Here is a 22,314-nt window from a genome sequence, read left to right as displayed (position 1 = left end):
CGATAGTTCTATATAGTAGGTATTCACTTATAATATTCTATTTTATTTTCTAATTAATGGTTACAATAATTAGAAGGTACTTCATTAAACCTACATGAAGTACCTTCCATATAACTAAGTAAATAGTTCTAATAACTCTTTTTCTGTTAAGCTTTTTAAAATCTGACCACTGTCTAGTCCATTTTCTAACACCTTATTTATTAACTCTTTTTTATTCTCCTGAAGTCTTACTATCTTCTCCTCAACAGAATCTTTAGCAATAAGCTTTATTACTTCTACTATATTCTTTTGCCCAAATCTATGAGCTCTATCTGTAGCTTGATCTTCAACAGCAGGATTCCACCAAGGGTCAAAGTGTATTACTAAGTCTGCACCTGTTAGGTTCAGTCCTGTCCCTCCTGCTTTTAAGGATATAAGAAATACAGGCGTGTCATCTTCATTAAAATTATTTACTGTATCTATTCTGTCTTTAGCTTTCATGGACCCATCTAAATAATAATGATTTATCTTATTATCTTTTAGCTCTTTACTTATTATTTTAAGCATGGAAGTAAATTGAGAAAATACAAGTATTTTATGACCTTCTTCTATACTTTGCTGAACTATCTCAAGAAGAGCCTCAAGTTTACCGCTTCCTCCATCATAGTCTGCCATTATTAATGAAGGATCTAAGGAAATCTGCCTTATCCTAGTTAAATAAGATAAAAGCTTCACACTTATTCCTGATCTATCTATTTCCTCTTCCATCTTTTCTCTTATGTCATCAACATAAGCTTTATATACTTTCTTTTGTTCATCTTTCATATCAACAATTATATTTTTTTCTATCTTATCTGGAAGTTCTAATATAACGTCCTTTTTCTTTCTTCTTAATATGAAAGGTTTTATATACATGCTTAACTTTTTAATACTTTCCTCATCCTTATCAAAAAGCTCCTTAAATTTTTCCTCGCTATATAAATACCCAGGCATCAAAAAGTCAAATATAGACCATAACTCCACCAAAGAATTCTCCATAGGGGTTCCTGTTAGTGCAAATCTTAAGTCTGCCTTTATCTCTTTTACACATTTAGCACTTAAGGAAGATGCGTTTTTAATATTTTGAGCCTCATCTATAATGAAATAATTAAACTTCTTTTCTTTATATAGTTGTATATCTCTTCTTAAGGTTCCATAGGAGGTTATTATAACATCTACGTCCTCAATATTATTAAGCTTACTCTCCCTCTCCTCAGGAAGACCACTTAATATCTCAAGTTTTAACTGAGGAGCAAATTTATTAAACTCATCTCTCCAGTTATATATAAGTGAGGTTGGTGCAACTATTAGAGTTTTAGTATTTTTATTAGATAAAATAAAGGTTATAGCTTGAAGGGTTTTACCTAATCCCATCTCATCTCCTAATACTCCTCCAAAACTCAAATACTCTAAAGACTTCATCCATCTATAGCCCACTTTTTGATATTCTCTTAAAGTGGCATTTAACCCCTCTGGAATTTCAACTTTATAATCCTTTAAGGAGGTTATTTTCTCTTTCATATCTTCTATGAAATTTAAACCTTCTATAAATTCAACTCTATTATCTTTAACTAAGGCATCTATTATTAAGGCTTTATTTTTAGGTATTTCTATTAATTCGTCAATACTCCCGCCCATTCCTATTCCATCTAACAGTCTTAAAAGTTTATTTAATTCCTGGTTCTCTAAATCAATAAACTCGCCTTGAGCCATTTTATAAAACTTTTTACCTTTTCTTATGGCATCAAGTATTCTTTTTATTTCCTTACGAGACAAATTTCCTACAGAATAGTTAAACTCGAAATAATTTATTTTCTCTTTTATATCTGCCTTTATATTAAACTCTTTTATTATTCCTTTGTTTTTTATATTATCTGAATAATAAACATCCCCATAAGTTAATAGTGTGTTGGTTCCAAACTTCAAGAAATTAAATTCCTTCTCTTCATCTCCTTGTAAATAAAAGCTTCTATCTTTAGCTCTTAAGTCCATACTTGATAAGACCTCAAGAACCTCTTTTTCCTTTAAACTATCTCTTTTTATAAATTTATTATATTCCTTAGGGTCTATTGGATTTATTATATATTCACCATATCTAAATAAAACCTCTACAGTTATATACTTATCTCTATCCAAATAAAAATCTACCTTAAGATCTTCCTCTATTATGTCTCTTCTAATGTCTTCTTGAATCTCTACCTTAGAAGTAATCCTAGTTAAAAATGGTGCTATATTTTCTAAAACCTTTAGTTTATGTTTTTTATCTATCTCTATAGATTTATCTATCTTTTTTCTTAAATACTTGTAATCAGTTCTCTGTTTATAAGGAGGTAAATAAAAATCATCTTCATAAACCATAACCTGAAAACTTGAACCCAACACTTTAGGATAAGTCTTGTCTTCTATTATTAAATTTTCATCACTTTCTATAATAGAAAATTTCAAGGGTACTTCCTTAGAAAATATATTTCTCAACTTATAATAATCACTTACTCTACTAAAAACCTTAACGCCTTCTAATATTTCTAGCACCTCATGGAGTTTAGATATAGGTAATATTATATGTTTGCCTCTAATTATGCTATTTCTAAAAGAGCTTTGTTCCCTCATTAATGAAGTTTCACTACGAACCTCTGTTATTAAAAATTCTAAAAACCTTAAATACGCTTCTATAAAAATATGTTTTTTCCCATCAAAGGTGAATTCTTTTCCAAAATTCATTTCTCCTTGATTCTCAAACACATTAAAAAACTCCCTAATTTCTTTCAATACGTATAATTTTTCTCTACCAATCTTAAAGCAAATAGTAAAGTAATCTGAATCAATATCGAACTCAGGAACTAGGTTAACTACTTCTTTAATATTCCGCCCTATCCCCTCTGAAAAAGCTAATAAAAATTCTTCTTGGGTCGAGGACTTTTCCTTTAGATACCTTTCATAGTTTTCCTCTGGATCTTCTAAATTACCTTCTTCATCACACTCAAATAAAGCAGATAAAAGAAGTGCATTTATGTGCTTACATCTATAACTTTTTTTAGATGAATTTTTCTCAAAGTCTTTACAGGTACAACTAGTATCTCTAACTGACCATATTACACTATTTAATGTAATGGAGCTTTTATATGTGCTTATTAAATCCTGTGATAATATCTCTCCACGCAATAAATAACCATCATCAATACTTTCAAAAGCACTATTCACAATATATCCTTCATTATAAACCACAGTTGCTTTCTTTATAGAATATGTTGGAGTCCTATCTATTAAAATCCCTATTAATTCGCCTACACTCATACTCCACCTCATAAATTAAAAATTCAATACTTACATTATAACCTATTTATTCCTAAAATAAAAAACCTCCGAAGAAAATCCCTTTTAAAAACTTCTGTACAGATGTACAGCTGTACACTTGTACAATCTTACGATTGTAAAATTAATTTTTTGTACAATTGTACATTTGTACGCTTGTTTTTGAAAAAAACTGTACACCTGTACAATTGTACAAGTGTACAAATATTCTTATATATATATCGATTTAAAAGACTAAAAACATGAGATTATAATTAAAAAACAAAAAACTATGAGAAAATCCCATAGTTTTTAATTCTAAAATACAATATTACTTTATTAATTTATTTAAAATACACAAAGCACCTTTAAAGCCAACATAAGGATTGTCATCTTGTTCACCTCTTGAATAAACTAAATTAGGCAAATCAATTTGAAGTTTCTTGCAGTTTTCTTTACCTATATTAGTTACTACTCCATTCCCCATAAGAATATCATAATCCCCTTTAAGGATTATTTCTTCCCATATTTTTTCTTCATAAAAGGGTACCTCTTCTGTGGATAAAGAAGGTGACGAGCACCATATATTGTTGATATTTATCCCTATTTCATCTCTCAGGAAATCTCTAATACCTCTTACAACATCATAATGACCACTTAGACAAATAGATTTGTTTCTTAGAACTAGCGAAGCTTCATCTATTTTTTCTTTTAATAATTTCTCTTCATTTTCCACAAACTCTTTTTTAATAGAGATCTTAGCTTCTTTTTCTATTTTTTTAATCCACTCAAAAGTTCCTTTAAGTCCATAAGGTCTACCCATTACATATGGAGTGCCAAAATTTCTTTCCAATACTTTTGCTGCTTCTTCACCTTCACTTCTCATTACAATATTAAGATGGGCAGCTCCCATATTTTCTATTTCCTTTATGCTTGTATTTGAAGTAAGAGTGCATATGGTTTCTCCATTAAAGCCTTCTTTCATGATTCTATCTACTTCCATACAGTCAGCTACATAATTGTAGTCATCAGCACAGGCTCCAATAATGTTATAGGTGAAGTTTTCACTTTTATTAGCTTCCTTAGGTATGTGAGCTACTAAGGTTTCAAGTGTATTTTTTACACCCAAAGTCCAATCACCTTTAAATCCATCATTAGAAATATAAATAAAATTAATATGAGGGTATTTCTCGCTGTATATATAACAATAAGCTTCTAAGTCAATTCCTATTACAGAAGATACTGTGGAAGACATTAAGAATATATTCGTTGCAAGACCTTCATTTACTATATCATCAATAGCCTTATCCATTCTGCTTACATCGCCCATGGCAATATCATTTTCATCTAAGTGAGTGGTGTATAATTGACCGTTTTGTACTCCCTTCATTTTATGAAAATTGTTTAAGGCAAAACGTGTTGTTCCTGCTGTACCAAATTCTAATATACATGCACCTCTTATAGACAACAGTGTCCATAAAGCTCCCATTCTATCTGAAGGTATAGAATAATATTTATATAATCCCATTTATATCTCCTCCTTCATAGCCTTAAGTAAAGTCAGTGGAGCCTCAAATCCTAATTTTCCTGCAAGCATCATATAGGGTGTTATAATCTTTGTATTTCCTGTGTTTTTATTATCTAAAACTGCTCCAATGAAATAATCTAATTCTTTATCCTTTAGGATATTTTTTAAAGTTAAATAATCAAAACTTCTACCTACAAATGGATTGTTGCCTAATTCTAATATTTTATTTTTTAAAGACTCATTTTCTTCAAAATAATATTCTATCTCCATGTATTCTAGATTCATTCCTAAAGATGTAAGAAGGTGATTAAGCGCAAAGCTATCTATACCTAAATATCCTGTCCCAAAACTTTTCCCTCTAAACGCATGTTCATAGGTTTTAGCAGCTTGCTCATATAACCCTTGGACCTCTTTAGATATATCTATATCTAAAGCTTCGCCTATCTCTAAATAAGTCTTTTTTATACTTTCAAACTCTAAGCTATGGTTGAATATTATATATTGTATACCATAATCCTCATACATTCTTTTAGCTATAGGTAGATAAGTTAAGTCAGTGACAATATTGAGCTTTGCCTTTGATACATTTTTTAGCTTTTCTAAAGATAAATCAAATGGAATACAGGTATTAATATTTATTTCCTTGCCTTCTAAAAGCTTTATAAGTTCACTATTTTTAATTGAAGAATACTTACTCCCAATGATATTTACACTTTTCTCTTCTATATCTTGTTTTTCCATTAAGTCACATAAAGCTAAAACAGTATTTTTTTCAGCTGGCATAGCACTATAACACTTAAAGTGAGCTCCATTAATATATACAACTTTTAGGTTCATTTCAAAGGCAGCCTCATCCACAATGCTTTCAAAATCTTCCCCTATCATCTCTGGAACACAGGCAGAAACTAAAAAAATCACTTTTGGCTCTACTGATTCCTTAATTGTCTTTAATGCTTCATAAACACCATCTCTACAGCCAAAAACTACTTCATTTGAGTTCATAGAATAAGACCATACCTTATTTTGTCTTAATGTTTTTTCTTCCTGTATTGATATGTTTTTATTATAATAAGTACATTCTGCAGTACCTACTACAAGCATATATGCATCTTCAATTTCATTAACAATACTGGTAACTGGAGCTATAGGACAACGTGTTCCTGGATAAATTGCAGTTGTCCCTGATTTAATTGCTTTATCACTATCTATATCTGAAAGTCTATTTAATCGACTTAAATAATCCTCTGTAATCATATTTCACCTCAATCTTAACTTATTAACAAACCTGCAAGCTTTTTATAGGCATTTGCCATATCACTATCAGGAAAAGCTTGTACAACAGTCATTCCCATCCCCTCTGCTTTTTGCACTGCTCCATTTCTCTCTACATGAAACAAAACATCCGCACCGATTTCTTCTGCTGCCTTCTCAACTAATTCTTTTTCACCTTCAAAATTCTTAGCATTAAAAATTAGCCCTTTAAGCTTTGCATATCCTATCTTTCCAAAGTTTTTTACTGCATGTGATATGTTTGTTGCTGCATATAAGGACATCATCTCTCCAGATGTAACTATGCAAACTTCATCAGCATATCCACCTCTTATTGGCATTGCAAAACCGCCACACACAACATCACCTAAAACATCATATATTACAACATCGGGATTATAAGTTTCGTAAGCTTTTAATTCCTTAAGTTTTTCAAAGGCAGTTATTATCCCTCTTCCAGCGCAACCTATACCAGGAGTTGGACCACCTGCTTCAACACATAAAACCCCCGAACTACTTTCAAAAACTAAATCTTCCAAAGTTAAGGGTTTATTTCCTAATGTTCTTAAGGTCTCTAAAACAGTAGGTATAGACTCCCCATTAGTTAAATTTCTTGTAGAATCCGCCTTAGGATCGCACCCTATCTGCATAACCCTATAACCCATAGCCGCCAAAGCAGCAGATATATTAGAAACAGTAGTGGATTTTCCTATTCCACCTTTACCATATATAGCTATTCTCTTCATTTTCTCCTCCATTAATGATACAATTAGATATCGATAATTATTTTCAATTAGTTTCTTAAATTATATCAATAGAGTTTCTTTTATGAAAATGGATTAATATTAAATATATGATGGACTATTATTTAAACCCATATAGTAAGCTCCCATACTTTTAAACTATACTCTGTTCTCATGTATAAAAAGAAAGCCATAGCGAAACGCCATGACTCACATATTTTATGCTATATCTAATTTTTTATCAATTATCTTAGCTACATAAAAAAAGGCTGCTAATAGCAATCCTAATTTGACTATTATCAAAAATATATTTATGTGTATTTCCAATCCAAATACCGATTGTCCTGTATTTAGTTCTAAAATAAAAACCACAGAAAAAATTCTGTGGTTTTTAATATATTATTACTCCCCTTTTTCAATCTCCTTTATAGATTCAGCAAATTGTGGTAGGTGTTTTTTATGTGCTAATAACATTTCATTTAATAATTCTCTAGCTATTTTTCCACTTGGAACTAATGGATTAATTGTGAAAGCGTGAAGCGCTGTTCCATAATTTCCTGTTACAGCTGCCTCAATAGTTGTAAGTTCCATTGCCTTCATTATTTGAAGCATTCCTGATGCCGCTGGTTTGAAATCTCCCCATGCTATTGGTTGAGGACCTGCTGCTGTGATTATAGAAGATACTTCAACTACACAATCATCTGGTAAATCTTTTATAGCTCCATTATTTTTTGTGCTAACAACCATATCTGTTCTTTTATCATTATAAATAGAATTAATAACTTCGCAAGCAGCATCACTATAATATGCTCCTCCACGTTTCATAAGTTGTTCTGGTTTATAGTCAAGCTTTGGATCTTTATAAAGTTCAAATAATTCAGCTTCAGTACGTTTAACAACCTCAGCTCTTGTGCCGTTATCTTTAAAGTCCTCTAATTCTTCTTTTAACATATCATCAGTTATATAGTAATAACGATGATATGAACATGGTAATATTCCAAGGTCTCTTATTTGTTGAGACATAAAAGATATATTTTTAATATTAGCAACCCCTAATTTTTCTTGCTCTTTAACATGTTCTGGTTTATACATTTGCATGAAGTCTTTTTCTGTTCCATATAAACCTTCAATAGCTTCAGCTGTTAGTTCTTTACCTTGTCTATCCCAAACTCTATGCCAGTGGAAATGGTTTAATCCAGCAAATTTAAAGTATAAATCTTCTTCTTTCTTTTCTAAAGCATTTGAAGCAAGTTTTCTAGCTGATATAGGAACATTACATAGACCCACTACTTTGTCCCAGTTACCGTATCTAATAACAGCTTCTGTAATCATTCCTGATGGATTAGTAAAGTTTATAAGCCAAGCATTAGGACATAATTCCTTCATGTCTTCTACTATATCTAAAATTACAGGAACTGTTCTAAAAGCTTTAAACATTCCACCTGCTCCATTGGTTTCTTGTCCTATTATTCCATGACTTAGTGGAATTCTCTCATCCTTTATTCTTGCATCTAATAGACCTACACGGAATTGTGTTGATACAAAGTCTGCATCCTTTAAAGCTTCTCTTCTATCTAGAGTTAAATAAACTTTCCAATCTAGACCTGCTGCTTTAACCATTCTTTGCGCCATTGAACCTACTATTTCTAATTTTTCTTTTCCTTCCTCTATATCAACTAACCAAATCTCTCCTATAGGAAGTTCGTCTTTTCTTTTAATATATCCTTCAATTAACTCTGGGGTATAACTTGATCCTCCACCTATTGTAACTATTTTAATTTTATCTTTTCTCATTGTTATTCCTCCTTATTATTTATTGATAGAAATGACAAGCTCATTAAGCTTGTCATTAAAATATATCTAATATTTACATTTCAAGCGAATCAGAAACTGCTGTTTCTGCTGCCGCCTCTTGTTCTTGTTTAAGATTTATAGCATCTTGTTTCTTAAAGAATGGGAAGTATATAACTGTTGAAACTGCTATAATAACAACTTGCATTAATGCGCCTCTCCATCCTAAAACTAATAAACCTGATATTATAGGAGGAGTTGTCCAAGGAACTGTTACACCTGAGAATGGAGGTACCATTCCTGTCTTTATAGCTAAATAACAAATAATCGCTGCTACTGTTGGAGCTGCTGCAAAGGGTACAAACATTAATGGGTTCATAACTATTGGGAAACCGAATATAACTGGTTCATTAATGTTAAATAATCCAGGAACTAATGCTATTTTCCCTAGTGATTTTGATTGTGCTGATTTTCCTGCAATTAACATTGCAAACACTAATCCTAAAGTTAATCCTGAACCACCAAACTGTAAGAATAACGATCTAAATTGCTCAGTAACTACTGTTGCTCCATTTGCTATTGTTAATTCTTGTCCTGCTTCTATTATTGATTGGTTAGTTGCCATATTAGCAGTTGTTAATGCTGTAAATACGCTTCCAACTATTTGTGATCCATGAACTCCAAACCACCAGAAGAATGGCACAAGGAATCCTAACACAAGAGCTCCTACAAATGAGTCTGAGAAACCTTGAAGTGGAGTTTGAAGTACTTTATATATCCATTCGATTAAAGTAGTATTTAAAGCAACTTTAAAGAATTGATAAACTACAGTTGCTCCAACAATTATAACTAATCCTGGTATTAAAGCTGCAAATTGGTTTGAAACCCCTGCTGGAACACCATCTGGTAGTTTTATTGTTATCTTCTTTTTTAAGAACCAAGTATATACCCAACCTACGATTAAACCAATTATGATAGCTGCAACCATACCCTTACCACCTAGCCAAGTTCTAGGTATAACCCCTGTAACTGTTGTTACAGCCTTAGTAGTAGGATCTGTTACACTTGAAAATTGATCTAAAGTTAAGAAAAATACAACTTCTGCTATTATTCCTGCTGCTACAGGTTCGTAATCTTCATTTTTAACATATATATATGCTATACCAAATACAGCAAAGACTGCTAAAATATTAAAGCTTGAATTATATGCTTGTAATAATGGAGCTGTCCAATTCTTTCCGAATTGAGCTGCCATCCAATTATTGAATGCTGGTATAGGAAGTTGAGCAAGTAATAAGAAAACTGATCCTATTAAAGTAAGAGGTAACGTATACATTATACCGTCTTTTACTGCTACTACACCTTTTAAACTAACAAATTTCATTACACCTTCTATTATCTTTTCTGAGAAATTTGAAGATTTGTCCATTTTTAAATCCTCCTTGAGTAAATAAATTTTTTAAAATAATTAAGTTTCTATAATTGCTGATTTTTATTTTTCTAACATTTTTAATGCGAAATGTAAGACCTTGTCTCCTTTCATCATTCCATAATCAACAGAATTAATCACATCAATTGGAACTCCTTTTGCAGAGCAAAGTTTCTTAGCTGCTGGTAATTTATATCTAACCTGCGGACCTAACAAAGCCACATCTATACCTTCTTCTAATTTCTTAGACATAGTTGATTCTGGAAATGCTTCTATCCTTGCTTCGACACCCTTATTTTTTGCTGCTTCTTGCATTTTTGCAACTAAAACACTTGTTGACATTCCTGCAGCGCAAAATAATGTTATTTTAATCATATCTATCACCTCACCTTCCAAAACTTATTTTAGATAAATACTTATATATAAACTAATAAAAATTAGTTTTTAACTAATGTGTTAACGATCTTTCTTAATTCAATGATTTGCCCAATAAGATTTTTTTCACTTATAGCAGTCATCAAATGATCTTGAGCATGTACGAATAATACGCCTATCTCTGTTTTCTCTCCAGCAGCTTCTTTTTGTAATAAGCTTGTCTGAGCATTATGTGCAACCTCTAGAGCCTCGTCTGCTTTTTCCATTAGTTCATTTGCTTCTTCGTATTTACCTTCATTTACTTTTTCAAGAGCTTCATATGCACTTGCTTTTGCATCTCCAGCATTTATTATTAAATTCATTACTACCATTTCTAATTCAGTCATTAATTACTTCCTCCATTTCTTTTCAAATTTACATTAATTCAATTCATCAACATCATTCTAATAAATCTTTTATCTTATGACAACCTTTTCACCAGCTTTAGGCTTGAAGTTTCAGATTATTCAATTTTTTATAGTAAAACTTGAAAATTCAATCCAAAATCATATTTTACTCTTAAGTTTTATTTAATTAATGCATAATTGTTGAAAATGAAAAAAAGACTTCTTAATCGAAGTCTCTCTTACTCACTTAATGACCATCAGTTTTTATTTCCCAATGTATTACAAATGTTAATATTGCTCTAAGTATAATAATCGCTGCCAATATGTACATCTCATCTAGAGTTCTAACTATTACAGTCTTCAATATTTCACTTGCTAACTTGAATTCAAGTGCCAAAGTTAGAGCTTTAGCTAAGTCCACCTTTATAGGTGTATCTCTCTCTTTAAACAAACTTAGTATAAATTGGTAGAATGCTTTAATAGCTGCTACAATAATTACCAGAGTTCCCATTGCTTCTAGTAAATGTATAGTATAGTTTATAAGTAAAGATACAAAATGTTCCATGTACTCCTCCAAATATGAATATTTTATTAACTACCATTATAATATAAATTAAAAAGATTGGAACAATTATTGCTCCAATCCTAAAAATATTAATCTTCTAATATAAACTTTTCTATTAATTGTGCTACTCCATCTTCTTCATTAGATAATGTAACATACTGAGCTATAGATTTAATTTCTTCTGTTGCATTCCCCATAGCTACCCCTAATCCAGCAAACTCAATCATATGTTTATCATTGCCTTCATCTCCAACACAGATAACCTCGCTTTTATCTATTCCTAGATAATCCGCTAAAGCTTTTACGCCAGCACCTTTATTACAATCTTTGTGCACAAATTCTAAAAAAGCAACATTACTTCTAAGTATACTATATTGTTCATATAACTCTTTAGGAAGTAACTCTATAGCCTTGTTTAAAACTTCTGGCTCATCAATCATCATAAACTTTCCTATTTCATCATCCTCGTCTACTTCATCTAACTCTTTTACTGTTAGCTTTAGACAATTTCTATCAGCTACTTGCTGAGTATATCTTGTATTTTTAGGCGTAAATAAACCATTTTTTAATGAAATTCCTAATATATTAACCCCTACATCTATACTAACTTTACGAAGTATCTTTCCATCTTTTCCTGATAGAGCTTTAAAGTTTATTATTTCTTTTGTCTCAGTATTTTGAATTAATGCTCCGTTATAACTTAATACATAATCTCCATCAGATATTAAATCTAAGTCCTTAAGGTATCCATATATTCCATCTATAGATCTACCTGAGGCCAAAACTACTTTTACACCTTTTGCCTTGGCTTTTTTTATTGCATTTTTTGTTCTTTCAGATATGCTTTTATCATCTTTTAGAAGAGTTCCATCCATATCCATCGCTATTAATTTATACATAAATTACCTCCCCATATACTATAGAAACTAGTTTTATTATCACATAACTCTTTAAAAATACCAAGTAGTTTTCATATGATGAAATTTTATTCTACCATTAATTATTTGATGAAAATTTTCAATTATTATGTTATACTATTGCGGATAGCGTAAATATAAATGAAAAGGAATGAGAAGTATTGATTACAGTAACTAATGTAAGCTTAAGATATGGCGACAAAAAACTATTTGAAGATGTAAATATCAAATTTACTCCTGGAAACTGTTATGGAGTTATCGGTGCTAACGGAGCAGGTAAAAGTACCTTTTTAAAGGTTTTATCTGGTGATGTTCAACCTAACACAGGAGATGTATCTATTCCAAAGGATATTAGAATGTCCGTTTTAAAACAGGACCATTATGAATATGATGAATACCCTGTTCTTGAAACTGTTATAAGAGGAAATGAAAGACTTTATGAAATAATGAGAGAAAAGGATGAGCTTTATGCAAAACCAGATTTCTCAGACGAAGATGGTATAAAAGCCTCTGAACTTGAAGGTGAATTTGCTGACCTAAATGGTTGGGAAGCAGAATCTGATGCCTCATCTTTATTACAAGGTTTAGGGATTACTACAGATCTTCACGATAAAAAAATGTCAGAACTTAATGGTGGAGATAAGATTAAGGTTTTATTAGCTCAAGCCTTATTTGGTAATCCAGGAATACTTATTCTAGATGAGCCTACTAACCACTTAGACATTAAATCAATTAACTGGTTAGAAGAGTTCTTAATAAACTTTGAAGGAACAGTTATAGTTGTATCCCATGATAGACACTTCTTAAACAAAGTATGTACTCACATGGCTGACGTTGACTTTGGTAAGATTAAATTATATGTAGGTAACTATGATTTCTGGTATGAATCAAGCCAACTTGCATTACAAATGTCTAAGGATCAAAACAAGAAGAAAGAAGAAAAAATAAAAGAATTACAAGACTTTATAGCTAGATTTAGTGCTAATGCTTCTAAATCTAAACAAGCTACTTCTCGTAAAAAACTTCTTGATAAAATAACTTTAGATGATATACAACCATCTAGCAGAAGATATCCTTTCGTTGGTTTTAAACCAGAAAGAGAAGTTGGTAATGATATTCTTAGAATTGAAGGACTAACTAAATCTATAGATGGAGTTAAAGTATTAGATAATGTAAACTTCTTTGTAAACAAAGGAGACAAAATAGCTTTCGTAGGTGATGAAATAGGTATAACAACCTTATTTAAAATCCTTATGGATGAATTAGAAGCAGATGCTGGAGATTTCAAATGGGGAGTAACTATAACTAAAGCATATTTCCCTAAAGATAACTCGCAGTTCTTTAATGATGTAAACTTAAACTTAGTTGATTGGTTAAGACAATATTCTGATGAAAAATCTGAAAGTTATTTAAGAGGATTTTTAGGAAGAATGTTATTCTCTGGAGATGAAGCTCTTAAAGAAGCTAAAGTTTTATCTGGAGGAGAAAAGGTTAGATGTATGTTATCTAAAATGATGCTATCAAGTGCTAATGTACTTATTTTAGACCAGCCTACAAACCACTTAGACCTTGAATCTATAACTGCTGTAAATAATGGTTTAAGAGATTACAAGAGTAATTTATTATTCACATCTCATGACCATCAATTTATAGAAACTATAGCTAATAGAATCATTGAAGTAACTCCTGAAGGAACTATCATAGATAAGCAAATGTCTTACGATGAATACTTAGAGTGGAAAAAATAATATAACATAAACATAAGCGAGCAATAACCTGCTCGCTTAATTTTATCTAGGCAATTTACTCTCTATTATATTTTTAACCTTTTTAGGCAATCCATCTAGTTCTTCCTTTGACAAGTCTTTTGTCTCTATCATCGGATGTATATGTAACTCTACATCAGCTGGTTTAATTTTATTTCCGTTCTGCTCCATTAATTTATAAGAACCACTTATTGTAACTGGTACAATTGCAACCTTTGCCTTAGTAGCTAATTTAAAACTTCCTGCTTTGAAGTCTCCTAATTTATCCCCTTTACTTCTAGTTCCTTCTGGAAATATTACTAAAGAGTGTCCTGATTTTAATATATTAACACCTTGAACTATTGCTTCCGCTGATTTTCTTATATTACTTCTATCCATAAATACGCAATCTATAAATTCCATCCAAGTGTGTACAAGTGGCCATGATTTCATTTCTGCCTTTGCTATGTACCCTTTCGGCTTTTTTATATAACTTAAAAATAATGCTATATCAAAGTTACTTTGATGATTACCTATAAATAATACTGGTACATCTTTAGGTATATTCTCTTCACCATATATCTTTACTCTTGCTCCACTTAATTTCATTTGGGATAATGCCCATTTTCTGGTAGTTTTTTCAATATACTCAATTGCTTCTGGATTTTTTCCATCCTTTATCATTTTTTTAACCATAAACATCTCTGGTGTTTTTAGTAACAAGCTTACTGCAAAATGAGTATACCAAGCTATTGTTCTTAACATAAATATTCCTCCATACTTAGTGTATTATATCTATTATACATTTTTTGCGCATAAAGAAAAAGCTATTGGATCAACCAATAGCCTTTTTAATAAAATATTACATTGCTTCTTCGTCAAAATTACCATCTTTAAATTGGCTGTTATAAAGATCTGCATAGAAACCATTTTGTTCTAATAATTGTTTATGATTTCCTTGTTCTATAACAGTTCCTTGATTCATAACAAGTATTAAATCTGCATCCTTAATTGTAGATAATCTATGAGCTATTACGAAGCTTGTTCTTCCTTCCATAAGCTTATTCATAGCTTTTTGGATATATACTTCTGTTCTTGTATCTACACTACTTGTTGCTTCATCAAGTATTAATATTGATGGATCTGCTAATATTGCTCTAGCAATTGTTAATAATTGTTTTTGTCCTTGAGATATATTTGAAGCTTCTTCATTTAATACTGTATCATAACCCTCTGTAAGAGTTCTTATGAAGTGGTCTGCGTGGGCTGCTTTAGCTGCTTCTATTACTTCTTCATCAGTAGCACCCTTTCTACCATAAGCTATATTTTCTTTTATAGTTCCTTGGAATGACCAAGTATCTTGAAGTACCATACCAAATATATTTCTTAAATTTTCACGTCTTAAATCTCTTAAATCTACTCCATCAACAGTTATCTTACCACCATTTATTTCATAGAATCTCATAAGAAGATTTACCAATGTAGTTTTACCTGCTCCAGTAGGTCCTACTATAGCTATGGTTTGACCTTTCTTAACATCAATATTCATATTTTCTATAAGCTTAGAATCTTCTTTGTAGCTAAAATCAACATTTTCGAATTTAACTTCACCTTTTACATTATCTAAAACAACTGCATCTTTTGAATCTGGAATTTCTTCAACTTCATCTAAAACTTCAAATACACGTTCTGCTGCTGCAACTGTAGATTGAATTATATTAGCTATATTTGCAGTTTGGTTTATAGGTTGAGAGAACTGTCTCATATATTGTATGAAAGCTTGAATATCTCCTACGCTTATTGAACCTTTAGTAGCTAAGTATCCACCTGTTACTGATACTGCAACGTAACCAATGTTATTAACAAAACCCATTAAAGGCATTATTAATCCAGATATAAATTGAGCTTTCCAACCTGATTTATATAAATCTTCATTTACATCATTAAACTTCTTTAGTGATGCTTTTTCTCTTCCGAATGCTTTAACTATATTATGTCCTGAATACATTTCTTCTATATGACCATTTAACTCGCCTAAATGCTTTTGTTGAGCTGCAAAATATTTTTGAGATCTTCCTAATATAGGTCTTATAACAAAAATACTCACTGGAAGCACAACTATAGCTATAAGTGTCATTTTCCAACTTATTGAGAGCATCATACCAAGTATACCTACTATAGTAACTATAGATGTTATAAGTTGAGTTAATGATTGTTGAAGTGTTGCCGCTACAGTATCTAAGTCATTTGTAAAACGGCTTAATACGTCTCCCTTTGTTCTAGCATCAAAATATTTTAAAGGTAATCTTTCTAACTTATTATTTAAATCATTTCTCATATCATAAACAGTATTTTGAGCTACTCCTGACATTATCCAGCCTTGAATAAATGTAAATACTGAACTTATAGCATAAAGAAGGATAAGTAATAATAATATATTTCTAACATACTCAAAGTCTATTTCTGGTTTATAACTTCCAAATACAGCTTTTATTGTATCTACATCTCCAGATTGCATAGCTGTATTAATTTTTGTGATATCCTCATCTGAAAGATATTTTTCTAATATTTCTTTAACTTTTTCTGACTGTTCTTTTGCTTCAGGAGTTTGCTGAGCTTCTAACGCCTTCTTCATTTGTTCTGCTGCCTGCGCTTGTATTTGAGGAGCTAATTTAGGATTAGCTTTTATTTGTTCTTCAATTTGTTTCTTTTGAGCATCCATCTGCTCCTTCATAGTGGTTACTGCTTCAGTAACACCTTTACTCACTGCGCTATATTCATATTTTGCCACTATACCTTCAAATAATCTTGTAGTAGCCTTTCCCATTATCTTAGGACTAACTATAGAAAATATTGTAGCTAATATTGCTACTAAAAATACTGATATTATATGAACGGCTCTTGGTTTTAAATATCCTATTAATCTCCTTAGGGTTCCTTTAAAGTCCTTTGCTTTTTCACCAGACATTACCACTCCGCCCATTGGGCCTCCACCCATTGGACCACCGCCTCTTCTTTGAGGTGCTTTATTCTTCATTTCACTCATGATATCTCCTCCTCTGAAAGTTGTGAAGATACAATCTCACGATATATTTCACAGTTATTTAGAAGCTCTTTATGAGTTCCCATTCCTGCAATCTCACCTTGTTCTAATACTATTATTCTATCTGCATCCATTACTGTACTTACTCTTTGTGCAACTATTATAACTGTAGAGTCTCCTGTTTCTTTCTTAAGAGCAGCTCTTAACTTAGCATCTGTCTTTAAATCTAGTGCTGAGAAACTATCGTCAAAAATATATATTTCAGGTCTTTTAATCAAAGCTCTTGCTATAGCCAAACGTTGTTTTTGTCCACCTGATACATTATTCCCACCTTGAGCAATAAAAGAGTCAAATCCGTCTTTCATATTAGTTACAAAATCCAATGCTTGAGCAACCTCAGCTGCATGTTTAACTTCCTCATCTGAAGCATCTTCTTTACCATATCTTATATTATCTGAAACACTTCCTGAAAATAATACTGCCTTTTGAGGAACTATTCCAACTTTATTTCTTAAATCTTCTTGAAGCATATCTTTTATATCTACACCATCTACTAATATACTTCCTTTTTCCACATCATAGAAACGTGGTATTAAATTAATAAGTGCTGATTTACCTGAACCAGTACTACCAATTATAGCAGTAGTTTCACCTGGTCTTGCATCAAACGAAATATTGCTAAGTACAGGTTCTTCTGCTCCTGGGTATCTAAAATATACATTTTTAAATTCTACATGCCCACTTTCAACTTTTTTATTATTAGGGTTCTTAGGGTCTAGTATTTCTGGCTTTAAATCTAAAACTTCATTTATTCTTACTGCTGATGCTGATGCTCTTGGTATTAATATAAACATCATGGCAACCATAATAACAGACATCATTATTTGCATAGCATATTGAATAAATGCCATCAAATCACCAACTGCCATTTCACCTAAATCTATACGATTTGCTCCAAACCAAAGGATACCTATAGTCAGTAAGTTAAATATAAACATCATAAGTGGCATTAAAGTTGCTAATAATTTATTAACTTTAATAGCTGTGTCAGTTAAATCTTTATTTGCTACTTTAAATCTATCTTTTTCAAAATCAGTTCTATTAAAAGCACGTATAACCCTTATTCCTGTTAAGCCTTCTCTAACTACTAGATTTAGTTTATCAACCTTTGTTTGCATGCTTTTAAATAGTGGCATTCCTTTTACAGCTACAAATATCATCATACCTAAAACTAAAGGAATAGCTGCTGCAATAACTCTAGCTAGATACGTATCTTTAGAAAGAGCCATTATAAGCGCACCAACAAACATTATAGGTGCCATAACTAATATTCTAAGCCCCATTACCATTACTGTTTGAACTTGTGTTATATCATTTGTTGTTCTTGTAATAAGAGAAGATGTTGGGATTTTGTTAAACTCATTAAGAGAAAATCCTTCTACATGAGTAAATACTTCTCTTCTAACATCTCTTGAAAATGCCATAGCAACTTTGGACGCAAATAATGCTGCTACAACTGAGCATAAAGTTCCTCCTAAAGCCACAAGTAACATCTTTCCACCCGTTTGTAATATATAATCAACATCACTATTTACTATTCCAGTATCAACTATATCAGACATCAAATTGGGTAAATTTAATTCTGCCATAACTTGAAAATATATTAATACTAATATAACTACGACCGAAATCCAATACTTTTTCAAAAACCTAAATAATTTGATCATTCACTTCATCTCCATTCACATAGTCTTACATTAATCATTGCAGTTATCTAAATTTTTATTTGTAATTTCTTCTAAATTACTTTTCATCTGCATTAATAATCTTCTGAAAATTACTAGCTCATCTTCAGTAAAATTTTTAAAACATTCCTTTTTGATTCCATCATAATAACTTTTAAGCTCTAAGCTTAATTCCTTGCCAATTTCTGTTGTGTAAACTCTCATAACTCTTTGATCTGCTTCATCAACTTTTCTTTTAATAAATCCTGCCTTTTCTAATTTCTTTATCATCCCTGTAACTGTAGCAGGTTTTATATTAAGAACTTTTGCAAGTTGATTTTGACTAATTCCTTCTTCATGCCCTATTACCCCTAACAAATGAGCTTGACCAGGATGAAGACCTATCTTTTCCAACAATTGATGGGCTCTATGAAAGTTGAGTTTTATAACTTGATGAAAAATTCCATATAATGATTCTCCATAATTCTGTTCTATTTCTCTCACCTCCAATTAGTTAGGCAACTAAACTATTTATTATATTACCACCATAAATATTTTTAGTCAATATCTTTATAATTCCAATTTATTAATAAAACATTAATATCATTTCAGATTATACAAATAGGATATTTACTTGCTTTATCTATATATTATTTATAGTTTGTTGTGTTTAAATTAACTAATGTAAATATTTTCACATCGTTTTGTTCACAAAAATTTTAGTTAGCTACCTAATTAATTTTCACCCTAAAATTATATTCTTACTAATTGTTTATTGCTACAATAACAATTGACATTTACTATAATAATTCATAACCTAAGGTCAAGGTCAACAGTATATATCATATTTATAAACTGAATTTAAACTACTTAATAAACTTACTAGATAAATAAATAGTAAATGTACTTCCATTACCTAACTCACTCTGAACCTCTATTGAACCTTTGTGAACTTCAATAATTCTTTTTACTATTGAAAGACCCAATCCATTACCCCCAATTGATCTAGCTCTAGCTTTATCAGCTTTATAAAAACGTTCAAAAATATGCAGTTGCTCCTCTTCATTAATTCCTATTCCAGTATCTATTATCTTAAACTCAACTTTATCTTGAACTTGGCTTAAATATATTTTTATTTGTCCATTTTCTTCTGTGAACTTTATACTATTATGAATTAAATTAGTCCACACTTGATTAAGCATTCCTTCATCTCCTATTATCTCTACTTCATCCATAAATATTTCAAATTTAATATTTTTTCTTTCCCAATGAGGCTCAAGAGATAATATAGTGCTTCTTATCTGTTTATCTAATCTATAGCTTTTAAGTTGAAGCTCAACCTGATCTGAATCTAAAGTCGCTAGTTTAAGCAAATTATCCCCTAGCTTAGATAATCTAGTACTTTCAGTTTCAATAATATTTAAGTAATGAACCCTCTCGTCTTCACTCAAATTATTATTTCTCAATACTTGTGCAAAACCTTTTATGGAAGTTAGAGGAGATTGAATCTCGTGGGAAACATTAGAAACAAATTCTTGTCTCATTTTTCAAAAGTACCTTTACTAACTCTCTAATATATGGATCATCATCAACTATAAGTATTTTGCTCATATTGATTTCACATCTCTTTATTTATTATAATTCTACACAACTTTTTTAAACTGAATTTAAATAAAAATAAGGTTATTTCCATCAATTGAAAACAACCTTATTTTTATTATTAAATTTTAAAATGTTTTACCGCCTCAATCATATCTCTAGCTGTTTCATGAAGCCTATCAGATAGTCCTGATAAGTCTACAATTGTAGCTGACTGTTCTTCTACTGATTGAGTGACCTCTTCTACAGAAGCTGATAGTTCTTCTGATTCTGAACTTATATTCTGAACATTATTCATCACTTTATCTTTTATTGTATTAGTATTTTTTATTATCGCTGATACATTATTTATTTTAGGAATTACTACATTTATTTGATTAACGATAGTATCAAATGCAACAATTGTATTAGATACTATTTCTGACTGTTCTTCAAATTTATCTATAGATTTCATAGCTGTATCTGATACCATTTTTGAATTATTTGATATATTTTTTATAAGTTTTGCTATAATTTCTGAAGATTCTAATGTTTGCTCTGCTAATTTTTTAACTTCGTTTGCAACAACTGCAAAACCATTTCCGGCTTCATTTGCTCTTGATGCTTCAATTGCTGCATTTAAAGAAAGTAAGTTGGTTTGCTTTGCAACATTATTTATAGTTTCACTTATTGAATTAATTTCAATTATGTTATCATCTAGAACCTTTATTCCACTTGACATTTCTTCAAAAGATTCTCGCATATCCTCCATGCTTTTTACTACATAATTAATTTTTTCTGTTCCATCATCAGCCATAGACCTAATTGATGTGCTTTCTTTCTCCATTGTATTAATTTCCAAACTAATTTCCTCTAATGAATAAGCTAATTCTTTAAGCTTATTCATGGCTTCAGATAGATTATCATTTTGTACTGAAGTACTATCAGCTACGCTATTCATTGTACTGCTTATTTCTTCACTAGCACTAGCTACCCCTTCTGAAGATAATTTAAGTTCTTTTGAATATTCCTCTATGTCCTTAGAAACCACCTTTATATCAGAAATCATTTTTCTCAAACTTCCATTTGTACTACTTATGTTTAAACTTAAATCTTTAAGCTCATCTTTTGACCTTATATTTATTTCTTGGGTTAAATCTCCTAATGCCATTTCCTTTAAGTAATCTCGTATCTTTACTAAAGGTTTTGTTATACTTAAAGATATGATTACAGCTATACCTATAGATACTAAAAATACTATAATCGATATTATTGATATATCAACTATCTTTTCTTTTAGCCCTTGAAGCATTGCTTCATTATCCATCTTCACAATAACTAATCCAGATATATTAACCTTTGCACTTGCTGCTGCTACTCCATCAGTCCCACTTTCCTCTGAAGTTGTAGCTGATGATACTGCATCTGTTGACCCTGCAAAACTTGTTGAAGAACCTGTTTTGTATAGAGGAACTGCCGAATAGTAATTTGCTTCTGAGTTTTCCTCTAATGAAAAACTTAATGCTTTATTATTTGAAATTAAATCTTTAGTATATTCATTATTAAATGATTGTCCCACTAATCCCTTATTAGTATTTGCAACATATACTAATTTATCATTAACTATTCCTACAGAATCAACTAATGGATATTGCTCAAGTAATTCTTTTATTTTCTCTTGTAACTTTTCAGTTTGCTCTATTCCTATAGGTGATACTACCTTTTCAATATGTTCTGCATAAGCATAACTTTTATCTAATGCTTCTTCCTTCATTTGCTTATAGGAATTGAAGATTTCAAGCCCTAAAAAAGCTATAAGGTTTATTAATATCACCGACAAAAAGCCTAAAATCATTTTTTTCTTTATAGAATTAAGACTAAATATGCTACCTTGTTTACTACTGCTCACTCT

At 30.8% G+C, this 22,314-nt stretch carries 18 protein-coding genes; 1 reads left to right on the top strand and 17 read right to left on the bottom strand.

Annotated features, from left to right (window positions below; translation table 11 throughout):
• Positions 1-114: 114 nt before the first annotated feature.
• The 11 genes from L1S49_RS13730 to yidA all read right to left on the bottom strand — a co-directional run bounded on the left by L1S49_RS13730 (position 115) and on the right by yidA (position 12,294).
• The gene (locus L1S49_RS13730; RefSeq protein ID WP_238905437.1) at positions 115-3,312 is read right to left on the bottom strand and encodes a DEAD/DEAH box helicase; all 3,198 of its coding nucleotides are present in this window, start codon (positions 3,310-3,312) and stop codon (positions 115-117) included.
• A 328-nt stretch (positions 3,313-3,640) separates the two neighbouring features.
• A complete protein-coding gene (locus L1S49_RS13725) occupies positions 3,641-4,837 on the bottom strand; it encodes a nitrogenase component 1 (RefSeq protein WP_238905435.1) in 1,197 nt (398 codons plus the stop codon).
• Positions 4,838-6,091 carry a nitrogenase component 1 gene (locus L1S49_RS13720; RefSeq protein WP_238905432.1) on the bottom strand — a complete coding sequence of 418 codons (1,254 nt, stop codon included), beginning with the start codon at positions 6,089-6,091 and terminating at the stop codon, positions 4,838-4,840.
• Positions 6,092-6,105: 14 nt separating this feature from the next.
• Complete coding sequence (locus L1S49_RS13715) at positions 6,106-6,852, bottom strand: nitrogenase iron protein NifH (protein WP_073020220.1); 747 nt, start codon at positions 6,850-6,852, stop codon at positions 6,106-6,108.
• A 216-nt stretch (positions 6,853-7,068) separates the two neighbouring features.
• A complete protein-coding gene (locus L1S49_RS13710) occupies positions 7,069-7,221 on the bottom strand; it encodes a hypothetical protein (protein ID WP_238905430.1) in 153 nt (50 codons plus the stop codon).
• A 30-nt stretch (positions 7,222-7,251) separates the two neighbouring features.
• The gene (locus tag L1S49_RS13705) at positions 7,252-8,643 is read right to left on the bottom strand and encodes a 6-phospho-beta-glucosidase (protein ID WP_238905428.1); all 1,392 of its coding nucleotides are present in this window, start codon (positions 8,641-8,643) and stop codon (positions 7,252-7,254) included.
• A 73-nt stretch (positions 8,644-8,716) separates the two neighbouring features.
• Positions 8,717-10,069: a PTS sugar transporter subunit IIC gene (locus L1S49_RS13700; protein WP_238905426.1), complete on the bottom strand. Its 1,353-nt coding sequence runs from the start codon at positions 10,067-10,069 to the stop codon at positions 8,717-8,719.
• 63 nt (positions 10,070-10,132) lie between these two features.
• Positions 10,133-10,444, bottom strand: a complete 312-nt coding sequence (locus L1S49_RS13695; protein ID WP_238905422.1) for a PTS sugar transporter subunit IIB — start codon at positions 10,442-10,444, stop codon at positions 10,133-10,135.
• A gap of 62 nt (positions 10,445-10,506) precedes the next feature.
• Entirely contained in the window at positions 10,507-10,830 is a 324-nt protein-coding gene (locus L1S49_RS13690) for a PTS lactose/cellobiose transporter subunit IIA (RefSeq protein WP_021804247.1), read from the bottom strand.
• 247 nt (positions 10,831-11,077) lie between these two features.
• On the bottom strand, positions 11,078-11,395 hold the full coding sequence (locus L1S49_RS13685) for a DUF1622 domain-containing protein (protein WP_021804246.1): 318 nt from the start codon (positions 11,393-11,395) through the stop codon (positions 11,078-11,080).
• Between the two features lie 89 nt (positions 11,396-11,484).
• Positions 11,485-12,294: a sugar-phosphatase gene (yidA, locus tag L1S49_RS13680; RefSeq protein WP_238905420.1), complete on the bottom strand. Its 810-nt coding sequence runs from the start codon at positions 12,292-12,294 to the stop codon at positions 11,485-11,487.
• 179 nt (positions 12,295-12,473) lie between these two features.
• On the opposite strand from yidA, the gene L1S49_RS13675 reads away from it, so the two are divergent.
• Positions 12,474-14,060: an ATP-binding cassette domain-containing protein gene (locus L1S49_RS13675; RefSeq protein ID WP_238905418.1), complete on the top strand. Its 1,587-nt coding sequence runs from the start codon at positions 12,474-12,476 to the stop codon at positions 14,058-14,060.
• 42 nt (positions 14,061-14,102) lie between these two features.
• On the opposite strand, the gene L1S49_RS13670 is transcribed toward L1S49_RS13675, so the two are convergent.
• The 6 genes from L1S49_RS13670 to L1S49_RS13645 form a co-directional block, all read right to left on the bottom strand.
• Complete coding sequence (locus tag L1S49_RS13670) at positions 14,103-14,822, bottom strand: lysophospholipid acyltransferase family protein (protein WP_238905416.1); 720 nt, start codon at positions 14,820-14,822, stop codon at positions 14,103-14,105.
• A gap of 97 nt (positions 14,823-14,919) precedes the next feature.
• Positions 14,920-17,103: an ABC transporter ATP-binding protein gene (locus L1S49_RS13665; protein WP_238905414.1), complete on the bottom strand. Its 2,184-nt coding sequence runs from the start codon at positions 17,101-17,103 to the stop codon at positions 14,920-14,922.
• Positions 17,100-18,827: an ABC transporter ATP-binding protein gene (locus tag L1S49_RS13660; RefSeq protein WP_238905411.1), complete on the bottom strand. Its 1,728-nt coding sequence runs from the start codon at positions 18,825-18,827 to the stop codon at positions 17,100-17,102. The genes L1S49_RS13665 and L1S49_RS13660 overlap by 4 nt, the downstream gene beginning before the upstream one ends.
• Positions 18,828-18,857: 30 nt before the next feature.
• Complete coding sequence (locus L1S49_RS13655; RefSeq protein ID WP_238905490.1) at positions 18,858-19,328, bottom strand: MarR family transcriptional regulator; 471 nt, start codon at positions 19,326-19,328, stop codon at positions 18,858-18,860.
• A 362-nt stretch (positions 19,329-19,690) separates the two neighbouring features.
• Positions 19,691-20,368 carry a HAMP domain-containing sensor histidine kinase gene (locus tag L1S49_RS13650; protein ID WP_238905410.1) on the bottom strand — a complete coding sequence of 226 codons (678 nt, stop codon included), beginning with the start codon at positions 20,366-20,368 and terminating at the stop codon, positions 19,691-19,693.
• A gap of 176 nt (positions 20,369-20,544) precedes the next feature.
• The gene (locus L1S49_RS13645; RefSeq protein WP_238905408.1) at positions 20,545-22,311 is read right to left on the bottom strand and encodes a methyl-accepting chemotaxis protein; all 1,767 of its coding nucleotides are present in this window, start codon (positions 22,309-22,311) and stop codon (positions 20,545-20,547) included.
• Positions 22,312-22,314: the final 3 nt, after the last annotated feature.

Source organism: Clostridium sp. YIM B02506 (genome assembly GCF_022324845.1).
GTDB classification, from domain to species: Bacteria; Bacillota; Clostridia; order Clostridiales; family Clostridiaceae; genus Clostridium_T; species Clostridium_T intestinale.
Note: the sequence above shows the minus strand (reverse complement) of the source record. Positions and strands in the feature narration are given on the sequence as shown.